Raw genomic sequence first — 17,719 nt, 5'->3', positions numbered from 1 at the left:
ATCAGCCGATCTTCACGTTCTTCTCGATGGTGGTCTGGTCGATCTCGGACGTCCGGACGGTGACCTGGATCCGCCACTCGCCGGGCATCGGGATCTGGACGCCGCTCGCGCTCCAGTGCCCGGTCTGGATCCGGTCCGGGGCGACGGGCAACGGGCCGACGTTCTTGGCCTCCAGCGTGAGGGCGACCTTGATCTCGGGCACGTCCAGTGGCTTGCCGTTGGGCCGTTCGACGAAGAGGTGCAGCGCGTTGGCCCCGGTGCGGCCGGGGTCGAGGCTGAGCCGGACGACGCCCTTGCCGTCGACGCCGCCGGTGTCGAAGGGAAGCCGGATGTCGACGGGCCGGTCGGGCACGGCGGCCGGACCGGAGGCGGCGGTGCTCCGCCCCGCCTCCTCCTCGGTACGGCCGGGCTCGGTCGAGGTGAGGACGGTGGTCACGGCGAGGAGTACGACGGCGACGGCGGCCTCGGTCAGCACCGAGCGGCGCAGCCCGGCCCGCTCCGGGTCGGCGTCCCGCTCCCGCTTGCGCCGCGCGGTGGCGACGGCGGCCCGCTGGCGGGCGAGCTGAGCGGCCCGCTCGGGATCGGCGACCTCGGTCGCCGCGGTCCCGTCCGCCTCCTCGTCGGCGGCCTTCTCGGCCTCCTCCGCGGAAGCCTGCTCGGTCTCGTCCGCCTCCTCCACGGCGGACTGCTCGGCTTCCTCGACGGGCTTCGGGTCGGCGAGGCGCTGGGTCCAGCGGCGCGAGATCCAGGCGATGCCGATGAGGACGCACATCAGGCCGATCTTGACGAGCAGCAGCTGCCCGTAGCGGGTCCCGGTCAGCGCGGACCAGGAGCCGACCTGGCGCCAGGACTGGTAGATCCCGGTGGCCGCGAGGACGGCGACGGAGCCGAAGGCCACCTTGGAGAAGCGCTCGATCGCCGAGCGGTCGACGGACGGCGCCTTGTAGAGGGAGACGAGCAGCACCGTGAGACCGCCGAGCCAGGCGGCGACGGCCAGCAGGTGCAGGATGTCGACGGGCATGGCGACACCGGGCTGGATACCGGTGGAGGCGTGCTCGGCCAGCGCCCAGGTACCGGCGATGCCGGCGGCGACGACGGTGCCGCCGATGCCGAGCCCGAAGGCGAGGTCCTTCTTCTCCTTGGGGTCGGTCCGCCGGGCGTAGGCGCCGAAGAGGACGGCCACGAAGAGCGCGGCCGCGCCGAGCAGCAGCAGCCGGGAGGTGAGCGCGGCCCCGGTCTTCGTCTCCAGGACGGCCTTCAGACCGGCCAGGTCGAAGGCGTCGGAGAGTTCACCGGAGCCGGTGTACGGGTTTCGCAGGAGCAGCATGACGAGGGTGGCGCCGGTGAGGGTCAGCCAGCCCCGGACCACGGTCTGCTGGACCGGGCGGACGCTCGCCCCGCGCGGCCAGCAGGCCAGGACGAAGGCGCCGCCGCCGACGAGGATCGCGAAACCGGCGTACGAGACGTAGCGCGCGATGCCGTAGAGAGTGCCGACGAGGCCGCCGCCGGCGGTGCGGTCGGGCAGGGCGACGGACGTCGTGGAGGGGGCGCCGATGGAGAAGGTGAAGGCGCCGGAGATGGGGTGGCTGTCGGCCGAGACGGTCTGCCAGGCCACGGTGTACGTGCCGTCGGGCAGCCCGGCACGGAGCTCCACCCCGTAGCGGACGACGGAGCCGCTGCACAGGTCGCGTATCTCTCCGGTGTCGGCCCTCCGGCCCGCCGGGTCGAGGACCCGGATCGAGTCGTCGCTCATGGCGACCTGCTCGGAGAAGGTGAGGTTGACCTCCTTGGGAGCGGTGGCGACCACCGCCCCGTCCCTCGGATCGCTGCCGGTCAGCGCCGCGTGCGCGGACGCGGGCGCGGCACCGGCGAGCAGTGTGCCGAGCAGCGCGGCCGCGAGGATCAGCAGCCGGGCCAGGGCGGTACCGAGGCGCGGGGCGGTGGTTGTCATCTTCCGGTTCACTCCGTCAGTTCTGTGAGAACTCCGTCAACGCGCTCAGTGCTGCGGGTTGTGGCCGGCGGCTTCGACGGGAAGGTCGACCTTGATGGGGTCGGACTTCTCGAAGTGGAGCTCGATGCCGACCTTCTCGCCCTGCTTGGGCTTCTTCTTCAGCTCCATGAACATGATGTGGCTGCCACCACGGGCGAGCTTCAGCTCCCCGTTCGCGGGGATGTCGAAGGACGTCACCTGCTGCATCTTCTGGTTCTTCGTCTCGTGGATCGTGACGTCGTCCGAGATGGTGCTGGTGACCGAGGTGAGCTTGTCCGCGGTGCCGCTGTCGTTCGTGATGGTGAGGAAGCCGCCGGCCATGTCCATCACCGGCTGCGGCATGAACGCGCCGCTGACCTTCAGTTCGGGCTTCCCGTCATCGGACGAGGACGAACACCCGGTCAGTGCGAGCGCGGCGGCGAGCGCCACGGAGGCGGACAGGGTGGTGGTGCGGCGGTTCACGGGTTCTCCCCCTTGATGAGCTTCGGCAGATCCTTGGCGTAGTCGTCGATGGACGCGTCCTCGCCGTACAGGACGTAGCCCTGGTCGGTCGTCGGCGAGAAGGCGATCACCTGTGCTCCGTGCATGGAGACGACCGAGCCGTTCTTCTCCTTCTTCGGCGGGTCGATGCCGATGCCGATCTGCCGCGCCCCCGCCTGGATGGCGGAGAACGGGCCGGTGAGACCGGTGAAGGTGGGGTCGCCCGCGGCGGGCAGCCACTTGGCGAGCTCGGCCGAGGTGTCCCGCTCGGGGTCGGTGGTGACGAAGACGACCTGGAGCTTGTCCTGGTCGGCCTTGGGGAGCTGCTTCTTGGCGATGGCGATGTTGCTCATCGTCATGGGGCAGACGTCGGGGCAGTGGGTGTAGCCGAAGTAGATGAGCGTCGGCTTGCCCTTGGTCCGCTCCCGCAGGTCGTACTTCTGGCCCTTGGTGTCGGTGAGGACGAGCGCCGGCTTGGTGAACGGCCGGTCGAGGACGGTGGCGGCCTTGGTGGTGTCGTCACCGCCGGAGACCACGGCGACCGAGTCGGAGCCCGCGCCGGAGTCCTTGCCGTCGTTGCCGCCGAGGCCGACGGCCGCGGTGATGCCGAGGGCGGCGACGATCGCGGCCGCGGCGACGATCAGCGGGGTGCGCCGACCGGGCCGGGCCGGGCCGTCGCCGGGCTTCGGAGAGGGTGTCTTCTCTGCGGACATGCTGGTTCTTTCCGCTTCTTTCCGGGTTCTCTGGATGAGGTGCGGCGGTCAGGCCGAGCGGCGGCGGCCGGCGAGGACACCGAAGGCGACGCCGGCGATGCCGACGAGGATGCCGATGACGCCGAGGATCCGGGCCGTGGTGTCGGAGGAGGAGGCGGCGGCCGTCTCGGTCTCCTCGTGGGAGGCCGTCTTGTCCTCGTGACCGGCCTTGTCGTCCTTCGGGGCGGAGGCCGAGGCGGACGGGGCGGCGCCGCCGTGGTGGTCCTCGGAGGCGGCGGAGAGCTTCAGGACGGGGGCGGGGTTCTGCGGCTCCTCCGCGCCCTCCTTCTTCTCCTCGATCCAGCGCACGACCTCCTTGTTGTCGTACGTCTGGATCGCCTTGAGGACCAGCTGGTCGGCGTCCTCGGGCAGCTGGCCGAGGGAGAGCGGGAACTGTTGGAACTCGCCGGGGCCGATCTTCGAACCGTCGGCGGTCCAGGTCACCTTGGACACGGCCTTGTCGATCTTCTTGCCGTGCAGCTCCAGCGGCTTGCTGAGCTCGCTCTTGGTCACCACGGCCTTCCAGCCGGGAATGGGCTGCGGCATGACGGAGGCCAGCGGGTGGTCGAGCGGGAAGTTGACCTCGACCTTCACGGTGGAGGCGTTGTCGCGCTCGTTCGGGACCTTGATGTTGACGGTCGCGTAGCCGCCCTTGGCGGCCTCGCCCTGCGGCTGCACGCTCACGTGCGCGAAGGCCGTGCCGGACAGCAGCACGACGGAGGAGAGGGCGATGCCACCGGCGAGGGCGACACGGGAGGCGGAGAGACGGGAGGAGACACGGGAAACGGTCATGGCAGAAGACACTCCAGCTCGGAGAAAGGCGAGGGAGTCCTGCGCGCCGGGGAGGGAAGAGCTCCGCGGGCGTGCGGACGAAGGCGGTCCCGCTCCCGTTGAGCGGACCGCGGCGGGCTGCGTCAGGCTGCGAGGACGCAGTCGACGGCCGGCGGGCCGCGCCTGATCACCGTGTGCTGAAGGGCCTCGGCCACCGGCGGCGGCGAGGAGTCGAAGGCCGTGCGGACCGTCCGGCGCGGCCCCGTACCGGGAAGCGCCGAAAGCCCGGTGAGCAGCGTCCGTACGAGACGGAGTGCGGCCCGCAGCGAGCGGACGGGGGCGTACTCGGCGAGCTCCGTCGCCCCCTGCTCGGAGAGTTCGACGAGGCGGCCGAGGGCGCGGTCGCCGCGGCGCAGCAGCCAGCCCGTGGCGACGGCGGCGAGCAGGTGGCCGAGGAGCATGGGCAGATCGGGCAGCAGCTCACCGGTGGGCGCGGTCGCCGAGGTGGCCGCGTGTCCGAGGTGGGCGTGGGCGCCGCTCGCGGTGGCCGGGTCGAGTCCGGCGTCGCGGATGATCCGGGTGGCGTCGGCGGAGCTGAGGGACGAGGTCCCCGCTCCGCAGACGAGCCGGGCAGCCATCCGTACGAGGGCGTCGTCCGCCTGGGCGCTCAGGGCGAGCTGGTGCTGGCCGAGGCCGAAGAGCGCGTGCAGACCGAGCTGTCCGACGGCGAGGGCGCCGACGACGACACCGAGGGAGCGCTCACGTCCTGCGAAGAGGACGGTGATGCCGAAGACGCCGAGGAATCCGGCGAGCAGCGTCCACAGGGCGATGCCCGCACAGGCGGCGATGGCGTGCCCGAGCGCGGACAGCACGACGCAGACCGCGGTGAACACCGCGGCCCTCAGCAGCCGTGGAGCGAGCGCGGGGGCAGTCATGGCGGGCCCATCATCGCACCACGGGTCCCACCGGTATGAGGCAGGTCCAGAAGGTCGTTTCTCGGGGGTCTTGGGGGTCTTCGGGGTGACATACACCGGCGCACGGGCCCGTTGCATCCGCCGAACGAGCGCTCTTGACGCCTCCGTGCGCTTACGAAGGGTTCTGTCCGGCAATAGGTATCGGTATGTCGAGCCGCTGCCGGGAGGCTGGAGCATGAGCATCTGGTGGTCACTCCATCTGCGGCGCGAGGCCGCGAGCGTGCCCCTGGCCCGAAGGCTTCTGCTGGGCACGATGGAGACGGCGGGCGTCGATCCCGACGTGTCGTACGAGCTGTCGGTCGCGCTGACCGAGGCGTGTGCGAACGCGGTCGAGCACGGCGGTGGCGGCGGAGGGGATTCCGGCGCCGCGGGCCGGGCCTACCGGGTGACGGCGTATCTGGACGGTGAGACCTGCCGTATCGAGGTGGCGGACTCGGGCCCCGGGTTCCCCGGCCCCGACGCGGCCGCCCAGGAGCCGGGTCTCCGCGGCGCCGAGCTGCCCCTGGCGGCGGCGGACGCCGAGCACGGTCGGGGGCTGCGGCTGATCGAGGAGCTCGCGGACCACGTGCAGTTCGGCAACCGCTCGGGCCGGGGCGGCGCGGTGGTCAGTTTCGACAAGATCCTGAAGTGGAAGGACAGCCCTTCCCTGCTCATGGCCTGAGCCCACCGGTGTACGGGCCCCCTGCTCCCCTGCTCACGGCGTGAGTCCCGGGCGCACGGTCCCTGTCCATGGCGTGAGCCCACGGGCCGACGGGCGCATGGGCACGGGGAAGGGCCCCCGCCGGTCGGTCGGCGAGGGCCCTTCGGTTCCAACGTACGCGGACGTCAGCCCTTCAGCGCGGCCATCCACGCCTCGACCTCGTCGGCGTGGCGCGGCAGCCCGTCCGACAGGTTCCGGTTGCCGTCCTCGGTGACGAGGATGTCGTCCTCGATCCGGACGCCGATGCCGCGGTACTCCTCCGGCACGGTCAGGTCGTCGGCCTGGAAGTACAGACCCGGCTCGACGGTCAGGCACATGCCCGGCGCGAGCGTCGTGTCGACGTAGGCCTCGGTGCGCGCGGCGGCGCAGTCGTGGACGTCCATGCCGAGCATGTGACCGGTGCCGTGCAGGGTCCAGCGGCGCTGGAGGCCGAGCTCCAGGACGCGCTCGACCGGGCCCTCGACGAGGCCCCACTCGACGAGCTTCTCGGCGAGGACGCGCTGGGCGGCGTCGTGGAAGTCGCGGTAGGCGGCGCCGGGCTTCACCGCGGCGATGCCGGCCTCCTGCGCCTCGTACACGGCGTCGTAGATCTTGCGCTGGAGCTCGGTGTACCGGCCGTTGATCGGCAGGGTGCGGGTGATGTCCGCGGTGTAGAGCTCGGTGGTCTCCACGCCGGCGTCGAGCAGCAGCAGGTCGCCGGAGCGGACGTCGCCGTCGTTGCGCACCCAGTGAAGGGTGGTGGCGTGCGGGCCGGCGGCGCAGATGGAGCCGTAGCCGATGTCGTTGCCCTCGACGCGGGCGCGCAGGAAGAAGGTTCCTTCGATGTAGCGCTCGCTGGTGGCCTCGGCCTTGTCGAGGACCTTGACGACGTCTTCGAAGCCGCGGGCGGTGGAGGCGCAGGCCTTCTCCAGCTCGGCGATCTCGAAGGAGTCCTTGATGAGGCGGGCCTCGGAGAGGTAGACGCGGAGTTCCTCGTCGCGCTCGGCGGTGACCTTGTCGGTGAGCGCGGCCTCGATGCCGGCGTCGTGGCCGCGGACGTTGCGGACGGGGCCGGTGGCCTCGCGCAGCGCCTCGGCCAGCTCGCGGACGTCCTTCGCGGGGACGCCGAGGAGCTGCTCGGCCTCGGTGAGGGAGTGGCGGCGGCCGACCCACAGCTCGCCCTGGCCGTCGAGCCAGAACTCGCCGTTCTCACGGTCGGAGCGCGGCAGCAGGTAGATCGTCGCCTGGTGGCCGCTCTTCGTCGGCTCCAGGACGAGGACGCCGTCCTGCGTCTGGTCGCCGGTGAGGTACGCGTACTCGGTGGAGGCGCGGAAGGCGTACTCGGTGTCGTTCGACCGGGTCTTCAGCTTGCCGGCGGGGATCACCAGACGCTCGCCCGGGAAGCGGGCGGAGAGCGCGGCGCGGCGCGCGGCGGTCTTGTCGGCCTGGGCGATCGGCTCCAGTCCGCGCAGCTCGGTGTCGGCCCAGCCGGACTTCATGTTCTCGGCCAGCTCGTCGGAGACGCCCGGGTACAGGCCGTTCTTCCGCTGCTTGATCGCCTGCTCTTCGGTCTCTTCCGGGGTCTCCGGCGTGAGCTCCTCGGCCACGGGTCTGCCTCCTCTTGGTACGACACTGAACCCCCACCATCGTACGGTCGTACGGAAGGGGGCCCAGGGCCGGAAGACCCATTACCGGAATCTCACGCTCCGGTTACTGTCGCCTACAGTCTCGCGTCCTGCCGCTCAGTCGAAGCGGGCGGCCAGCAGGACCACGTCCTCCCCGTCGACGGCGGTGTCGAGGCCCTCGGGCAGCAGGGTCCGCAGGACGTGGTCGGCGACCGCACCCGGGTCGCCCCGGTCCGCCTTCGGCACGCTCGACGCCGCCGCGTGGAGCCGCGCGAAGGCACGGTCCATGGCATCGCCGGTACGGCGCAGCAGCCCGTCCGTGTAGAGAAGCACCGTTTCTCCGGGTGCAGGGGACAGCTCCACGCTCGGCGCCTCCCAGCAGGAGAGCATCCCGAGCGGAGCCGAGAGCGAGGTCTCGACGAACTCCGTCCGCCGCTCGCCGATGACCAGCGGCGGGGCGTGCCCGGCCCCGGCGAGGACGATCCGGCGCTGCGCCGGTTCGGCGTACGCGAAGAGCGCGGTCGCCGAGCGGGCCGGTTCGGTGAGCCGGAGCAGGAGCTCCAGGTCGGAGAGGACGGCGACGGGGTCCTCGCCCTCCATCACGGCGTACGCCCTGAGGGAGGCGCGCAGTCGTCCCATGGCGGCGAGCGCGCTGGGCCCGGTCCCGGAGACGGAGCCGACGGCGAGTCCGAGGGCGCCCTCGGGCAGCGGCAGGGCGTCGTACCAGTCGCCGCCGCCCCGGGGGCCGGTGCGGTGGCGGGCGGCGAGCTGGACGCCGGGGACGCGGGGGAGACGGCTGGGGAGCAGTTCCTCGGCGACGGTGGCGACCTGCACGCGGGCGCGTTCCACCTGGAGGAGGCGGGCGAGCTGCTCGGTGGCGAAGCGGCCGTAGAGCCCGATGAGGTGGCGCTGGCGGTCGGTCGGTTCGGCGGGCTCGTCGTAGAGCCAGACGGCCGCGCCGAGCCGGCCGGCCTCCTCGGTGGCGAGGGGGAGGGCGTAGCTGGCGGCGTAGCCGAGGCGGGCGGCGACCTCGCGGTGGCGCGGGTCGAGGCCTTCCTCGGTCCGTACGTCGCGGATGGCGATCGGATCGGGGACCCGCTCGGGGTGGACCGGATCGGGGAGGCCGTCGAGGAGGCGGCCGTAGCTGCTGGTGCCGCGCGGGACGGTCTCGATGGTGCCGAGGTCGGAGTGGGCGAGACCGAGACCGATGGTGGAGGCGGGGCCGAGCCCGTCGGCCGGTTCGAGGACGGCCATGCCGCGGCGGGCCCCGACCAGGGCGGCGCCCGCGCCGAGCACCTCGCGGAGGGCCTCGTCCAGGGAGGAGGTCCTGATGAGGCGCTCGGTGAGTTCGTGGAGGGTGGTGAGGTCGGAGACCCAGGCGGCGAGCCTGTCCTGGATCAGCGCCCCGGGTGGGGGGACCGGATCGGAGGGTGCCGCCGCCGCGGGCACGCCGGGGAGAGGTGCCGCAGTGTGCGGGGGCCCGGGAACCGTTGAATCGATTCCAGCCACTTTCGGCATGTGTGGGGCGCTCATGTCAGTCGGCTTTCCGACCGGTGCGTTTGACGCCATAGCATCGCAAACCCCCATGTCATTCTGAGCCGCTCGATGCATCCACATGTACACGCACAAGAGGAACGATGTCCAGCATTGTCCCCACGGGACTTGTGGTGTCCGTGAGGTCGTGCGAGAGGGTTGAAGTCCACGGCAAGTTGGCCGAAAATTGTCCTCGGTGTGCACCTTTTGCGGTCGACTGGCGTCGTTTCAAAGCGCGTCATTCCGAGCGTGCTGGGTACGTAATCGGTGACAGGCAGGGGCAGTTGGAGCTGCCCCGGAACGCGACGCGGAACCCCGGCGTCTTTCATGCCGCAGGCCGCAGCCCGTCACCGAGTGGCGGGGAACGTGTTCTGACCCGCCTCTGGTGCTGACCTGGCTCCACCTCGTTCTGACCTGGCTCCACCTGGTACTGATCCCGCTCCATCTGGTTCCACGTGGTTCCACCTGGTTCCGGCCCGGCCGGCCCCGCTCCGACAGGGGTCGCCACCCCGCCGACCCGGTACGCGCTGATACGCACGGTGAAGTGTCCTGCACATGGTGTGATGTGGATTCGGCGTTCAACGGAAAGGAACGAGCGCTCATGCGCGAGATCCTCGGAAGGCGACGCAGGCTCCGGTTCCGGCGCAAGGCGAGGACCGCCCGGCTCGACGCGGCGGTCACCTTCGCCGTCGAGTGGGACTGGCCCGTCCTGCCGGGAGCGGGCCTGAGAGCGACGACCCGCACGGCCGCGGGGCCCGCCTGCTCCTGCCCCGACCCCGACTGCGTGGTGCCCGGCGCCCACCCCTACGACCCCGGGCTGCTGGCGGCCACCACGGACGAGCGGATGATCCGCTGGTGGTGGACCCGGCGGCCGGACGCCCCGGTGGTGCTCGCCACGGGCGGCAGCGCGCCCTGCGCGGTCAGCCTGCCCGCGGTGGCGGGCGCGCGAGCGCTCGCCGCGCTCGACGCGACGGGCATGCGGCTCGGCCCGGTGGTGGCGACCCCGACGCGCTGGTCGATCCTCGTCGCCCCGTACGGCCTCGAACGGCTCGGCGAGCTGCTGTACGCGAAGGACAGCGTCCCCAGCTCGCTGCGCTTCCATGGAGAGGGCGGCTATCTACTCCTGCCGCCCTCGGTCGCCGGCACGGGACAGGTCCGATGGGAACGGGCACCCCTCGCGGGCTCCGCCCGACCGTGGCTGCCGGACGTCGAAGCGGTGGTCGACGCGCTCGTGGACGCGAGCACGAGCACCCCGGGCGGCGGGAGCCGGCTGGCTTACTGAGGGGCGCACCGGGCGGCGGGAGCCGGTTGGCCTGCTGAGGGGTGCACCGGGGCGGGCGGGCGCCGACCGGCCTGCTGAGGGGTACACCGGGGCGGGCGGGCGCCGACCGGCCTGCTGAGGGACCGGCCGAGACGCCTCTTCACCCGAACGGGTGTGTCCTGGTCCGACTTGTACGGGAAACGGGCGCGCGGCCGACCGCGCGCCCGTCGGCCGCCGATATGTTCACCCCACCGTTCAAGATCTCCAGCCGAGCAGGAGCAGGTGGGGCGCATGAGTCCGGTGAACCTCCGCGTGGTCGGACTCGGGGCCGCGGTCACGGTCGCCGTGCTGCTGCCGCTCGTCGCGATGGCGGGGTCGACGGGAGAGCCCGTACGACCGGCGGGTGCGACCGATGCCGCCGACGCCGTCCATGCCGCCGACGCGAAGCCCGGGGAGCTGCTGAAGGGGCTCGGTCTGGGGCCCCGTACGGAACCCGCCGCCGACCCGGCCACCCCCGGCACCCGCGTCTCCCCCGGCGCCCCCGTCACTCCCCGTCATGCCCCCGCCGCTCCGGGGTCCCCGGAGCGGGTCACGAACTGTGGGCCGGAACTCGCCTCTCCCGAGGGGGTCGAGGCGCAGACCTGCGTCCTGGCGGAGGGTCCCGACATCTGGGCGCGTACGTACTACCGGAACGCCACCGGCCAGGATCTCGACGCGTTTCTTACCCTCATGGCCCCCGGCGGGCGGACCGTACAGGTCCGCTGCCCGGTTACGGCGCAGGACGAACCGGGAACCTGTGAAACGCCCAGGGAGCGCGGTCGGGGCATGGCCACGGCGTATACGGCGGTTGCGGAATTCGCGGGCACGGGCGAGGGGGACAACACTCCACTGCTGCTCCGGGCCGGTAGCAACACGGCGGACAGTGAAGGAAGTTGAGCGTCGACGCCCCGGACCTGCCGGAAGCGGACATGGAAAGGCCCGATCGCTGGCGACGGGGGATGCACCAGCGACCGGGCTTCCAGAACGGTAACAAGAGATCTGCTGTTCGCAAATTCGATCTCGGTTATTCGGACAGGGATTTACCTGTCCGCAGACCGGGTTGTGGTGGAAGTCACCGACTGGTCGGTCTGTCAGTCACCGATACCACGTGGGGTATCAGCTGAGAGTCACCTGACGGTTCGTGAGGCCGCCGCGTGCCCGACGCTCCTCCGCGGTGAGGGGGGCGTCCGATGCGAGCGCCTCGGCCAGCCGCTCGGCGAACTCGGCGGCCGGCTTCTCGCACTGCTCGGCGGTCATCGAGGTCGGCAGGTCCCAGACCGGCACCATCAGACCGTGCGCGCGGAACGAGCCGACGAGCCGGGTGTCCGCGCCGATGGAGGTACCCCCGGCGGCCTGCAGGCGGGCGAGCGCGTCGAGGAGCTTCTCCTCCGGGTACGGCATGACCCAGCGCAGGTGGTTCTTGTCCGGGGTCTCGCACCAGTACGCGGAGTCGACGCTTGCCAGCTTCACGGTCGGGATCGCGGCCGCGTTGGCCCGCTCCAGGGAGGCGGCGACCTCCGGGTCGGCGCCCTCCGCGGACTGCGGGATCCAGAACTCGAAGCCCTCGTGGACCTCGGGGGCGAACACGGCGTCCGCGTCGAGCAGGTCCTGCAGGCGCGGGCCCTCGGCCGGGACGCGGCGCGGCGGGACCGGGGTGCCCGGCTCGGTCTCCAGGGCGCGCTGGAGGGTGTCGGCGAGGTCTCGGGCGAGGTCGCCGGAGGTGGAGTCGTTCTGCAGGGCGAGCAGGACGGAGCCGTCGTCGCGGCGGAGCGCGGGCCAGGCCATCGGCAGCACGGTCGCGAGCGTCACGGAGGGAACGCCCTCCGGGAGGCCGCCCTTCAGGGTGAGCGGCACGGTGGCGGCGGGCACCAGCTCGCGCAGCGCGACCCAGTCGCACTCGCCGGCCAGGCCCTCGAAGGGGCGCTGGACGAGCTCGGTCACGGCGTGCGCGGCGGCCCGGCCGTGACACGCCTTGTAACGGCGGCCCGAACCGCACGGGCACGGCTCGCGCGCCCCGACGACCGGGATCTCCCCGTTCGTGACCTGTGCCTGACCGGTCTTGCCGGCCTTCGTCTGGGGGCGCTTCTTGGCCATGGTGTGGCTTTCTCCCGATCGCGGCGGTGCGGTGCTTGTTCCGGGCGCGAGCCTAGCCGCACCGGGCACCGACACCCTTCAGGCGGGCCGCTGCCCCCTGAGGGGGCGCGGCCGCCGTACGCCCTCGGGATCGCCGTACGCCCTCGGGATCGCCGTACGCCCTCGGGATCGCCGTACGCCCTCGGGATCGCCGTACGCCCTCGGGATCGCCGTACGCCCTCGGGATCGCCGTACGCGTCAATCCAGGTCGTCGTACGCGTCCAGGATGTCGAAGCGGGAGCCGCCGCCGACGCGGGAGGCGAAGTCCTCGCGGCGGTGTCCCTCGGTGACCACCACCCAGACCGTCACTTCGCCGGTCGCGCTGTCCCGTACGCCCCAGTCCTGGGCCAGCGCGCTGATGATGTTCAGCCCGCGGCCGCCCCGTGCGGTCACCGACGGCGTCGCCGGAACGGGCCGGGTCGGACCACCGCCGTCCGTCACCTCGACCCTGAGGCCGCCCGCCGGGTCCACCCGCCAGGCCGCCCGTACGTCCCCGTCGCCCCGATCCGCGTGACCCAGCGGCCTGCCGTAGCGACAGGCATTGCTGAGCAGCTCGGAAAGGATCAGTACCGCGTCGTCGACGACCGATTCGGACATCCCGCTGCGGTACAACTCGTCCCGCATCCGGTGTCTCGCCTCACCCACGCCCGCAGGGCCATGGGGTACGGCCATGCTCGACGACGTGGGCACCTCCTGTGCCACCACCAACGCCACCCCCGAGACCTCCTTTGCCCCACGCCACCGTGTGGATGCCCCAATGGACTGGACCGGAAACCGGCCAATCCGCGTTCGATGAGGCACTCGTGACGATCGCGTACGCATCGAACGCGCCGGTGCACACCCTGAAAGCCCTGTGAACCCTTGTGACGTAAGGGAAAGGGGAGGCTGAGGGGGCTGAGGTGAGAGGTCGAGAGGGGCGGAAGTGCTCAGTCGCGGCGCAGGTCGGAGAGCTGGGAGAGCACCTGCTTGGGACGGTTGGTGATGATCGCGTCCACGCCGAGGCGCTCGCAGAGTTCGACGTCCTCGGCCTCGTCCACCGTCCAGACGTGCACCTGGTGTCCGGCCTTCTGGAGCCGCAGGATCACGGCCGGGTGGTGGCGGACGATCCGGATCGAGGGCCCGGCGATGCGCGCGCCCGCGGGGAGCCGCCCGTCGCGCAGCCGTGGTGAGACGAACTGGGCTAGGGAGACGGTGGGGAGCGTCGGGGAGGCCGCGGCGATCCGGTGCAGGGAGCGGGCCGAGAAGCTCATGACGCGTACGGGGGAGTCGGCGGGGGACGCGGGCGCGTCCAGGCCGAAACGCTTGAGGAGCTGGAGCAGCCGCTCCTCGACCTGACCCGCCCAGCGGGTGGGGTGCTTGGTCTCGATGGCCAGCTCGACCCGGCGTCCGGCGTCGGAGACCAGCTCCAGGAGCCGCTCAAGGGTGAGGACGGAGGTGTACCCGGGGTCGCCCCAGTCGGGGCTCTCGCCGGCGTCGTCGCGGCCCTTCCAGGTGCCGAAGTCGAGGGTGGCGAGATCGGCGAGTTCCAGGGCGGAGACGGCGCCGCGGCCGTTCGAGGTGCGGTCGACGCGGCGGTCGTGGACGCAGACGAGATGGCCGTCGGCGGTGAGCCGGACGTCGCACTCCAGGGCGTCGGCGCCGTCCTCGATGGCCTTCACATAGGCGGCCAGGGTGTGTTCCGGTGCGTCCTCGGAGGCTCCACGGTGGGCGACGACCTGGAGGGGGACGCGGTTCGGGTGCTGCCGTGCGTGAGTCACGGCGTCATGGTGCCATTGGCGGCGTCGGGCGGGCACACCGGAAGGCGTCCGATCTGTCCGTATATAAAGGTGGGGGTGAGAATGCACAGCTCCCCCTTACAGCGGCCTGACGTCCTGTGGGAAAAGCTGGTGCAGCACCCTGGAGCCAGTAGGTGGCCCCGTAGGTACCACCACCCCGCCCAGTCAACGAGGAGAGCGAGCTGTGAGCACCGAGAACGAGGGCACGGCGGTACCGGCGGACCCGGCTGCCCCGTCGACCCCTCCGACGCCTCCGTCGCCTCCGACGTCCGCGTCGACGCAGACCCCGGCCCCGGCCCCGACGGACGCCCCCGCGGACGCCCCCGCGGACGCCCCGACGGTCGCGCAGGCGCAGGCCCCGGACCCGACCCCGGCACCGGCACCGACCCCTGTCCCGGACCCGACCCTCACCCAGGAACCGGTCGCGGCCGCGCCTGCCGCTCCCGTCCCGGCGGCCGCGGCGGCCGGAGTGGCCGGTGGCTGGCCGCCGCCCCCGCCGACCGTGCCGTCCTGGGGCGCCCCGCTCCCGCCCGCACCCCCCGCGTCCGCGGCGCCGCGCAAGCGGACCGGCGGCCTCGTGGCGGCCGTCCTGGTCGCGGCGCTCGTCGCGGGCGGCATCGGCGGCGGCATCGGCTACTGGGCGGCCCAGCGCGGTGACGAGGGCGTCAGCTCGACGACGGTCTCCGCGGGCGAGGCCCCGGCGTCCTTCAAGCGCGAACCGGGGACGGTCGCGGCGGTCGCGGCGCAGGCGCTGCCGAGCGTCGTCACCATCCAGGCGAAGTCCGGCGGTGCGCAGGGCGAGAGCGAGGGCGGTACGGGCACGGGCTTCGTGTACGACCAGGAAGGCCACATCGTCACCAACAACCACGTGGTGGCGTCGGCGGCGGACGGCGGCACGCTCTCCGTGACGTTCCCGGACGGCAAGTCGTACGACGCGGAGGTCGTCGGCCGGGCCGAGGGCTACGACGTGGCCGTACTGAAGCTCACGAACGCGCCGAAGGGGCTGAAGCCGCTGCCGCTGGGCGACTCCGACAAGGTGGCGGTCGGCGACTCGACGATCGCGATCGGCGCGCCCTTCGGCCTGTCGAACACGGTGACGACGGGCATCATCAGCGCCAAGAACCGCCCGGTGGCCTCGGGCGACGGCTCCGGCGGCAGCAACTCGTACATGAGCGCGCTGCAGACGGACGCGTCGATCAACCCCGGTAACTCGGGCGGTCCGCTGCTCGACGCGAGCGGTGCGGTGATCGGCATCAACTCGGCGATCCAGTCCACGGGAAGCGGCTTCGGCCAGTCCCAGGCGGGCTCGATCGGCCTGGGCTTCGCGATCCCGGTGAACCAGGCGAAGAACGTGGCCCAGCAGCTGATCAAGACGGGCAAGCCGGTGTACCCGGTGATCGGCGCGACGGTGAACATGCAGGAGCAGGGCGAGGGCGCGACGATCGCCTCCCAGGGCTCGGGCGGCACCCCCTCGGTGACCCCCGACGGCCCGGCGGCGAAGGCGGGCCTGAAGGCCGGCGACGTGATCACGGGCTTCGGGGGCCACCCGATCGACAGCGGCCCCTCCCTGATCAGCGAGATCTGGACCCACAAGCCGGGCGACCAGATCAAGATCACCTACGAGCGCGACGGCAAGACCTCCACGGCCACGGTCACCCTCGGCGAACGCACCGGCGACAGCTGACCGGCTAGGCTGTCCCCCGCGCCGCACGTGGACACACCGCCGGCGCGGGGTGGGTTGCCCGAGCGGCCTAAGGGAACGGTCTTGAAAACCGTCGTGGCGCGAGTCACCGTGGGTTCAAATCCCACACCCACCGCCAGTGGAACGGCCCCTGACCAGGCAGAACGGTCAGGGGCCCTTCTGTTGTCCGCTTCCTCGGGCGGTGGTGCCGTGAGGCCCGCCCGGTCCATGGCCCGTGGTGCGTGTGCGCAGCGTGCCGGTAGGCCTCGGCGGCTCTGCGGATGCGGGACCCGGGTGGTGCCGTGATGCTGGAGGGGCTGGAACAGTGGCTAGGAGGGCCAGGATGTCTGTGTTCGACAAGCTCAAGGGAATGCTGAAGGGCCACGAGGATCAGGCCTCCAAGGGTGTCGACAAGGCCGGTGACTTCGTCGACGAGAAGACGCAGAGCAAGTACAGCGGTCAGGTCGACACCGCCCAGGAGAAGCTCAAGGAGCAACTGGGAGGCACGGGCCAGAACCCGGACTCTCCGCCGCAGCCCCCGCCCCAGCAGTAGCGCGGAGGCGCGCAGCGATCGTCAGGGGCGCCCCGGATCTCATATCCGGGGCGCCCCTTCGGGGTTCACCGGGTTTCAATGGACTCGTCGGAGGGGTGTGGCCGGAGGAAGGTTTCTACCGTGGTGCGGATCGTGCTCGTTCAGGGGGACATCACCGCCGAGGCGGCGGACGCGATCGTGAACGCCGCGAACTCCTCGCTGCTGGGCGGTGGCGGCGTCGACGGGGCCATCCACCGGAAGGGCGGTCCCGAGATCCTCGCCGCCTGCCAGGACCTGCGGCGCTCGCACTACGGCAAGGGCCTTTCGACCGGGCAGGCCGTGGCGACCACGGCGGGGCGGTTGCCGGCCCGGCATGTGATCCACACGGTCGGGCCGGTCTGGTCGCGTACGGAGGACCGTTCGGAGCTGCTGGCCTCCTGCTACCGCGAATCCCTGCGGGTCGCCGACGAGTTGGGGGACCGCACGGTCGCGTTCCCCGCCATCTCCACCGGGATCTACGGCTGGCCGATGGACGACGGTGCCCGGATCGCCGTGGAGGCGGTACGGGCCACCCGTACCGATGTGGAGGAAGTCCGCTTCGTGCTCTTCGACGCTCCGGCCTACGCGGCCTTCGAGGCGGCGGTGGGGGAGCGGGACGTCCCGTAGGGGGCGCGGCGCGTCTGCCAGGCGCGGGGAGGCGTCGTTCGTAGAGCACGAACCTCCCCTCGGGGTCGAAAGTCTTCTCCCGTGCGATGTGCGCGTTCGGCTCGTTCCGTCGGAGGACTCGCCGTTGCGATCTTGTGAGGGCGAGATTGGCGGAAAATCTGCCGGAACGCTTCCTCCCTTGCGCCGCACGGTCGGTGGCTGTCCTGAACTCTTCCCGGCGGTGTGAGCTGGGCCTTTCCGCGGAGCGCCCGGGTTTATCGGCTTGTCCTCACGCTTGCGGGGGAATCGGGTGCTCCGGGGTGGTTCGCCGGGGATTCGGTGGGCAACTCTGGATTCGCGACGTCGAGCACGAACGACCGGGGCGGTCGGCCAACTGCCTTGGGAATGGCCGTACTTCAGATCACTTCAGAGCAGTTCCGTGCAACAGCACCAGCTTTCAGTTCCCGGAGGAACAGACATGGCAAGCATCCGTACCGCCCGCATCCTCGCCGCTGCCGCCGCCCTGCCCCTCGCCGCCGCGCTCTTCACCGGGGTGGCCCAGGCCGACAACGGTGGGTTCGCGGACGACGGATCGAACACGAGCGTCGCCACGATCATCGGCAGCGGCGTGGGTGGGGACAACTTCGGTAACTCGACCACGACGCAGCAGGTGGCGACCGGTTCCGGTGCCTCCAATCAGAACAACACGGCCAGTGTGAACGGCTCCGCCTTCACCCACATCGCCCAGAACAACGCGGTGGTCAACTTCAACCCGTGGTGGTGACCGGCTCAGCACGGCAACCGGCCCGACGGGGGGCGTGACCGCGGTGTGAACGACGGCCTGTGCGC

The 17,719-nt window shown here is 71.7% G+C and carries 17 protein-coding genes and 1 tRNA gene; 8 read left to right on the top strand and 10 right to left on the bottom strand.

All coding sequences use genetic code 11. The annotated features are described in order from the left end of the window. Position 1: 1 nt before the first annotated feature. From OG259_RS20785 to OG259_RS20765, 5 genes are all read right to left on the bottom strand, one after another. On the bottom strand, positions 2-1,951 hold the full coding sequence (locus OG259_RS20785; RefSeq protein WP_328943635.1) for a copper resistance CopC/CopD family protein: 1,950 nt from the start codon (positions 1,949-1,951) through the stop codon (positions 2-4). 45 nt (positions 1,952-1,996) lie between these two features. Beyond that, on the bottom strand, positions 1,997-2,452 hold the full coding sequence (locus OG259_RS20780) for a copper chaperone PCu(A)C (RefSeq protein WP_328943634.1): 456 nt from the start codon (positions 2,450-2,452) through the stop codon (positions 1,997-1,999). Continuing rightward, positions 2,449-3,183, bottom strand: a complete 735-nt coding sequence (locus tag OG259_RS20775) for an SCO family protein (protein ID WP_328943633.1) — start codon at positions 3,181-3,183, stop codon at positions 2,449-2,451. The genes OG259_RS20780 and OG259_RS20775 overlap by 4 nt, the downstream gene beginning before the upstream one ends. Positions 3,184-3,231: 48 nt before the next feature. Further along, entirely contained in the window at positions 3,232-4,014 is a 783-nt protein-coding gene (locus OG259_RS20770; protein ID WP_328943632.1) for a YcnI family copper-binding membrane protein, read from the bottom strand. Between the two features lie 122 nt (positions 4,015-4,136). Beyond that, positions 4,137-4,928, bottom strand: a complete 792-nt coding sequence (locus OG259_RS20765; RefSeq protein WP_328943631.1) for a hypothetical protein — start codon at positions 4,926-4,928, stop codon at positions 4,137-4,139. Positions 4,929-5,142: 214 nt separating this feature from the next. Here OG259_RS20765 and OG259_RS20760 point away from each other — a divergent pair, with 214 nt between their 5' ends. Then, the gene (locus tag OG259_RS20760; RefSeq protein ID WP_328943630.1) at positions 5,143-5,628 is read left to right on the top strand and encodes an ATP-binding protein; all 486 of its coding nucleotides are present in this window, start codon (positions 5,143-5,145) and stop codon (positions 5,626-5,628) included. A 164-nt stretch (positions 5,629-5,792) separates the two neighbouring features. Here the strand turns inward: OG259_RS20760 and OG259_RS20755 are convergent, their stop codons facing one another. Then, positions 5,793-7,253 carry an aminopeptidase P family protein gene (locus OG259_RS20755; protein ID WP_328943629.1) on the bottom strand — a complete coding sequence of 487 codons (1,461 nt, stop codon included), beginning with the start codon at positions 7,251-7,253 and terminating at the stop codon, positions 5,793-5,795. 135 nt (positions 7,254-7,388) lie between these two features. Next, positions 7,389-8,840 carry a PP2C family protein-serine/threonine phosphatase gene (locus tag OG259_RS20750; protein WP_328943628.1) on the bottom strand — a complete coding sequence of 484 codons (1,452 nt, stop codon included), beginning with the start codon at positions 8,838-8,840 and terminating at the stop codon, positions 7,389-7,391. A gap of 565 nt (positions 8,841-9,405) precedes the next feature. Between OG259_RS20750 and OG259_RS20745 the strand changes: the two genes are divergently transcribed. Both OG259_RS20745 and OG259_RS20740 read left to right on the top strand, forming a co-directional pair. Next, positions 9,406-10,086: a bifunctional DNA primase/polymerase gene (locus OG259_RS20745; protein ID WP_328943627.1), complete on the top strand. Its 681-nt coding sequence runs from the start codon at positions 9,406-9,408 to the stop codon at positions 10,084-10,086. Positions 10,087-10,356: 270 nt separating this feature from the next. Further along, positions 10,357-11,001, top strand: coding sequence for a hypothetical protein (locus tag OG259_RS20740; protein ID WP_328943626.1), 645 nt, complete (start codon positions 10,357-10,359; stop codon positions 10,999-11,001). A gap of 219 nt (positions 11,002-11,220) precedes the next feature. Here OG259_RS20740 and OG259_RS20735 read toward each other — a convergent pair whose 3' ends face one another. The 3 genes from OG259_RS20735 to OG259_RS20725 all read right to left on the bottom strand — a co-directional run bounded on the left by OG259_RS20735 (position 11,221) and on the right by OG259_RS20725 (position 13,994). Beyond that, the gene (locus tag OG259_RS20735; RefSeq protein ID WP_328943625.1) at positions 11,221-12,198 is read right to left on the bottom strand and encodes a DUF5926 family protein; all 978 of its coding nucleotides are present in this window, start codon (positions 12,196-12,198) and stop codon (positions 11,221-11,223) included. A gap of 237 nt (positions 12,199-12,435) precedes the next feature. After that, the gene (locus OG259_RS20730; RefSeq protein ID WP_266894270.1) at positions 12,436-13,059 is read right to left on the bottom strand and encodes an ATP-binding protein; all 624 of its coding nucleotides are present in this window, start codon (positions 13,057-13,059) and stop codon (positions 12,436-12,438) included. 104 nt (positions 13,060-13,163) lie between these two features. Further along, positions 13,164-13,994, bottom strand: coding sequence for a glycerophosphodiester phosphodiesterase (locus OG259_RS20725; RefSeq protein WP_328943624.1), 831 nt, complete (start codon positions 13,992-13,994; stop codon positions 13,164-13,166). 202 nt (positions 13,995-14,196) lie between these two features. On the opposite strand from OG259_RS20725, the gene OG259_RS20720 reads away from it, so the two are divergent. The 5 genes from OG259_RS20720 (at position 14,197) to OG259_RS20700 (ending at position 17,654) form a co-directional block, all read left to right on the top strand. After that, positions 14,197-15,696 carry a S1C family serine protease gene (locus tag OG259_RS20720; protein ID WP_328943623.1) on the top strand — a complete coding sequence of 500 codons (1,500 nt, stop codon included), beginning with the start codon at positions 14,197-14,199 and terminating at the stop codon, positions 15,694-15,696. A 48-nt stretch (positions 15,697-15,744) separates the two neighbouring features. Continuing rightward, positions 15,745-15,832: transfer RNA gene (locus OG259_RS20715), tRNA-Ser, on the top strand. 204 nt (positions 15,833-16,036) lie between these two features. Next, entirely contained in the window at positions 16,037-16,246 is a 210-nt protein-coding gene (locus tag OG259_RS20710) for an antitoxin (protein ID WP_328943622.1), read from the top strand. Between the two features lie 120 nt (positions 16,247-16,366). After that, positions 16,367-16,891, top strand: coding sequence for an O-acetyl-ADP-ribose deacetylase (locus tag OG259_RS20705; RefSeq protein ID WP_328943621.1), 525 nt, complete (start codon positions 16,367-16,369; stop codon positions 16,889-16,891). Positions 16,892-17,348: 457 nt separating this feature from the next. Then, positions 17,349-17,654, top strand: coding sequence for a hypothetical protein (locus OG259_RS20700; protein WP_015034951.1), 306 nt, complete (start codon positions 17,349-17,351; stop codon positions 17,652-17,654). Positions 17,655-17,719 lie beyond the last annotated feature (65 nt).

Origin of the sequence: Streptomyces sp. NBC_00250, assembly GCF_036192275.1 — a bacterium.
Taxonomy (GTDB): Bacteria; Actinomycetota; Actinomycetes; order Streptomycetales; family Streptomycetaceae; genus Streptomyces.
The sequence above is the reverse complement of the archived record's forward strand: the minus strand, read 5'-3'. Positions and strand labels throughout refer to the sequence as shown.